Here is a 3,352-nt window from a genome sequence, read left to right as displayed (position 1 = left end):
GCCGGTTCCGGCGCCAAGGTGCTGTTGGCCTTCGGCGATGACGCAACCCGCGCGGAGGTGTTGCCCGACGCGAAGTTCGGCGACCGCGCGCTGGCCGAAGTGCGCCGACAAGGCTGGGCGCAGAGCGCTGGCGAACGCGAGCCCGGCGTGGCGAGCGTGTCTGCGCCGGTGCGCGACGCGGATGGCATGGTGATCGCCGCGATTTCGGTCTCAGGCCCCATCGATCGCATGGGTCGCCGGCCGGGCGCGCGCTGGGCGGCCGACTTACTGGCGGCCGCCGACGCACTGACCAGGCGGTTGTGAGACGCGAATTCGTGAACTGAGACACTGTCGCCATGGGAACGAAGCAGCGCGCGCAGATCGTCATGTCCGAGACGGAGATCACCGACTTCGTCGCCAGTAGCCGTACCGGGACGCTGGCCACCATCGGATCGGACGGACAGCCGCATCTAACCGCGATGTGGTACGGCGTGGTCGACGGCGAGATCTGGCTGGAGACCAAAGCCAAGTCACAGAAGGCCGTCAACCTCACGCGCGATTCGCGGGTGAGCTTCATGATCGAAGCCGGCGACACCTACGACACGCTGCGCGGGGTCTCCTTCGAAGGGGTCGCCGAGATCGTCGACGACCCGGAGGTGATCTTCCGTGTGGGCGTCAGTGTGTGGGAGCGCTACACCGGGCCCTACACCGACGAGATGAAGCCCGCGGTCGACATGATGATGAACAAGCGGGTCGCGGTGCGCATCGTCGCCCAACGCACCCGGTCGTGGGACCACCGCAAGCTCGGCATTCCGGCGATGCCGGTGGGCGGTTCAACCGCCCCCGCAGCGGGCTAGTGGCTGGCTTGTAGGTTCGTCGGGGGCCGGGAGTTGTCTTCCCCGGCGTCGAGATCGACGTTGTGCATGCCCGCACTCGAACTTTGCCGCCAAAACGTCGATCTCGATGCGCAAAAGCCGGACCAGCCCACGAGTGGCTGGGGTGAAGGATGAGTAGCCCCGATGGGATTCGAACCCACGCTACCGCCGTGAGAGGGCGGCGTCCTAGGCCGCTAGACGACGGGGCCGGAACCGATCCGAGCAGTCAGCATAGCTCACTGCTCAACGCCCACCTAATCGCTTGTGATGGGCCGTTTTTGCTGGGGTACCAGGACTCGAACCTAGAGCATGATCTCGCGTTTTAGAGCGTCAAGCTGTCTTGCTGACATTGTAAACGTGCAGGTCAGAGCCTTGCCTGCGTTAAGATTGACGGAACTCGCTTGTCAGTACTGCGTAACAGATGCGCTCACTGCGTACCAGCGAACAGCGAAACCCAGCAGAAAAGGTGACCTGTGAAGCACAACCGTCGAGCCGCTGTCGAAGACCTCTGGACGAAGACCGTCCGTCACAGTGACGGCACCACCGAGAAGCAAACCAGCACCCGACACGGCAGCGGGCGTCGTTGGCGGGCAAGCTATGTCGACGCCATCGGGCGCGAGCACACCAAAGCCTTCAAAATCAAAGCGCAGGCTCAGTGTCTGCTGCACGAATAGGTGACATCTGAGTTGGCTTGCCCGTGACGGGCTGGCTGGAAGGATGTCGTTGTGCTCAGGCCTTACCCGAGAGAGTTTCGTGACGATGTCGTGCGGGTTGCGCGCAACCGCGACGACGGTGTGACGATCGAGCAGATCGCCACCGATTTCGGTGTTCACCCGATGACGCTGCACAAGTGGATGCGTCAAGCCGATATCGACGAGGGCGCCCAGCCTGGCAAGAGAGCCAGCGACTCTACGGAGTTACGGGATCTGCGGCGTCGTAATCGGTTGGTGGAGCAGGAGAACGAGGTCCTTCGCCGGGCTGCTGCGTATCTGTCGCAGGCCAATCTGCCGGGAAAAGGATCTACCCGCTCGTAAGTGAGCTCGCCGCCGACGGGATTCCCGTGGCCGTGACGTGCCGGGTACTCAAGCTCGCTCGCCAGCCCTACTACCGTTGGCGGGCTAACCCAGTGACCGAGGCGGAGGTCGTCGAGGTCTACCGCGCCAATGCCCTGTTCAACGCGCACAAAGACGATCCGGAGTTCGGCTACCGCTACCTGGTCGAGGAAGCCCGCGACGCCGGTGAACCGATGGCGCAGCGCACCGCCTGGCGGATGTGCACCGACAATCGCTGGTGGAGCGCGTTCGGCAAGCGCAAACGTGGCGAGAACGGCAAAGTGGGTCCGCCGGTGCACGACGATCTTGTCGAGCGCGATTTCACCGCCGATGCGCTAAATCAGTTGTGGCTCAGCGACATCACTGAGCATCGCACTAGGGAAGGAAAGCTGTACTTGTGTGCGATCAAGGACGTGTTCTCCAACCGCATCGTCGGATATTCGATCGACTCCCGGATGAAGGCCCGATTGGCCACCGCAGCGCTTCATAGTGCGATGGCGCGACCCGGTCGAGTTCGACGATGTGACGAAGTTCGAGTTGGTCGCGGGCGCGCTGAGAATCCTTCGTTCGGGTAACGCGGAGGTGTACTTCGGTCCCGCGTCGTGGTTTCGGGTCGATCGGGTTCTGCCCGCTCCGTCTGTGGCGATGCCGGTGATGGCGGAGGATGACGAGGGCGAAGGACCGTTCTGGCGTGACGAAGATCCGGCCTTCTAACAGCTGCGCAAACGCGTTCGAAATGCCATCCTGACCTGCACTATTTTTCGTCTAGCACGATTGACTAGAAATTGTCTACCGAGCTAGACTATTCTCATGGTCAAGGAAGAACCAACCCGATCAGTCACAAAGCGGCTCAAGGGCGCAGGATTCGAGCGCACCAGCACGGACGGACGTCACTCGAAATGGACGCACCCGTCAGGCGCGTGGATCGCGCTGCCCGACAGCCACAAGACGATATCGCCGGGTGTGGTTCGCAAAGTCAATCAGGCCATCGACGACAGCAAAGGAAAGTGACGATGCACGAGTACAAAGTCGGTGTCGAGCGCGACGGTCGCTGGTGGATGATCTACGTCCCCGAGATTGAAGGTGTCACGCAAGCTCGTCGCGTCGACGAAATCGAAGAAATGGCGCGCAGCCTCATCGCTGTCAGCACCGACACCCCTCTCGCTGAAATCGCCGTTCACGTTGTCTGCATTAAGGTTTCGGGTGTTGATATCGCCGAGTCGGCGAATCGGGTTGAAGAATTACGCCGCCAAGCGGACGACCTTCAAGCGCAAGCCGCTGAGGCGGCGAAGCAGTTCGCGCGCGCCCTCACCCGCGAGGGTGTGCCTGTGCGCGACGCAGCGACGCTCTTGCATGTGTCTCCGCAGCGCATCAGCCAACTTGCGAAAGCAGGTTAGACCGGCGCGTCCACAACGAAAAGACCCTCGTCGAGCTAGCTGCTCAGCG

7 protein-coding genes and 1 tRNA gene are annotated in these 3,352 nt (G+C 62.3%); 6 read left to right on the top strand and 2 right to left on the bottom strand.

What is annotated here, in order from left to right; translation table 11 throughout:
• Both AC2VOG_RS05865 and AC2VOG_RS05860 read left to right on the top strand, forming a co-directional pair.
• On the top strand, window positions 1-303 hold a 303-nt coding region (locus AC2VOG_RS05865; RefSeq protein WP_486938978.1), incomplete at its 5' end, for an IclR family transcriptional regulator domain-containing protein.
• A gap of 32 nt (window positions 304-335) precedes the next feature.
• Window positions 336-836 carry a PPOX class F420-dependent oxidoreductase gene (locus AC2VOG_RS05860; RefSeq protein WP_486938977.1) on the top strand — a complete coding sequence of 167 codons (501 nt, stop codon included), beginning with the start codon at window positions 336-338 and terminating at the stop codon, window positions 834-836.
• A 154-nt stretch (window positions 837-990) separates the two neighbouring features.
• Here the strand turns inward: AC2VOG_RS05860 and AC2VOG_RS05855 are convergent.
• Together AC2VOG_RS05855 and AC2VOG_RS05850 are read right to left on the bottom strand one after the other, a co-directional pair.
• Window positions 991-1,063, bottom strand: a tRNA-Glu gene (locus tag AC2VOG_RS05855).
• A gap of 195 nt (window positions 1,064-1,258) precedes the next feature.
• Window positions 1,259-1,687, bottom strand: a complete 429-nt coding sequence (locus AC2VOG_RS05850) for a hypothetical protein (RefSeq protein ID WP_486938979.1) — start codon at window positions 1,685-1,687, stop codon at window positions 1,259-1,261.
• Here AC2VOG_RS05850 and AC2VOG_RS05845 point away from each other — a divergent pair.
• From AC2VOG_RS05845 to AC2VOG_RS05830, 4 genes are all read left to right on the top strand, one after another.
• Window positions 1,580-1,888, top strand: a complete 309-nt coding sequence (locus AC2VOG_RS05845; RefSeq protein ID WP_486938976.1) for a transposase — start codon at window positions 1,580-1,582, stop codon at window positions 1,886-1,888. The two genes, AC2VOG_RS05850 and AC2VOG_RS05845, sit on opposite strands and share 108 nt — an antisense overlap.
• Window positions 1,889-1,980: 92 nt before the next feature.
• Window positions 1,981-2,481 (top strand): DDE-type integrase/transposase/recombinase, encoded by a 501-nt coding sequence (locus AC2VOG_RS05840; protein ID WP_486938975.1) that lies wholly within the window; start codon window positions 1,981-1,983, stop codon window positions 2,479-2,481.
• A gap of 235 nt (window positions 2,482-2,716) precedes the next feature.
• Window positions 2,717-2,917, top strand: a complete 201-nt coding sequence (locus AC2VOG_RS05835) for a type II toxin-antitoxin system HicA family toxin (RefSeq protein ID WP_486938974.1) — start codon at window positions 2,717-2,719, stop codon at window positions 2,915-2,917.
• Between the two features lie 2 nt (window positions 2,918-2,919).
• Window positions 2,920-3,303: a HicB family toxin-antitoxin system gene (locus tag AC2VOG_RS05830; protein WP_486938973.1), complete on the top strand. Its 384-nt coding sequence runs from the start codon at window positions 2,920-2,922 to the stop codon at window positions 3,301-3,303.
• Window positions 3,304-3,352: the final 49 nt, after the last annotated feature.

This window comes from Mycobacterium sp. TH-M11, from assembly GCF_057473725.1.
The sequence above is the reverse complement of the archived record's forward strand: the minus strand, read 5'-3'. Positions and strand labels throughout refer to the sequence as shown.

Bases quoted from the DNA above. Each gene is read 5' to 3' on its own strand.
- AC2VOG_RS05860 (WP_486938977.1), top strand. From the start codon at position 336: ATGGGAACGAAGCAGCGCGCGCAGATCGTCATGTCCGAGACGGAGATC.
- AC2VOG_RS05835 (WP_486938974.1), top strand. From the start codon at position 2,717: ATGGTCAAGGAAGAACCAACCCGATCAGTCACAAAGCGGCTCAAGGGC.
- AC2VOG_RS05830 (WP_486938973.1), top strand. From the start codon at position 2,920: ATGCACGAGTACAAAGTCGGTGTCGAGCGCGACGGTCGCTGGTGGATG.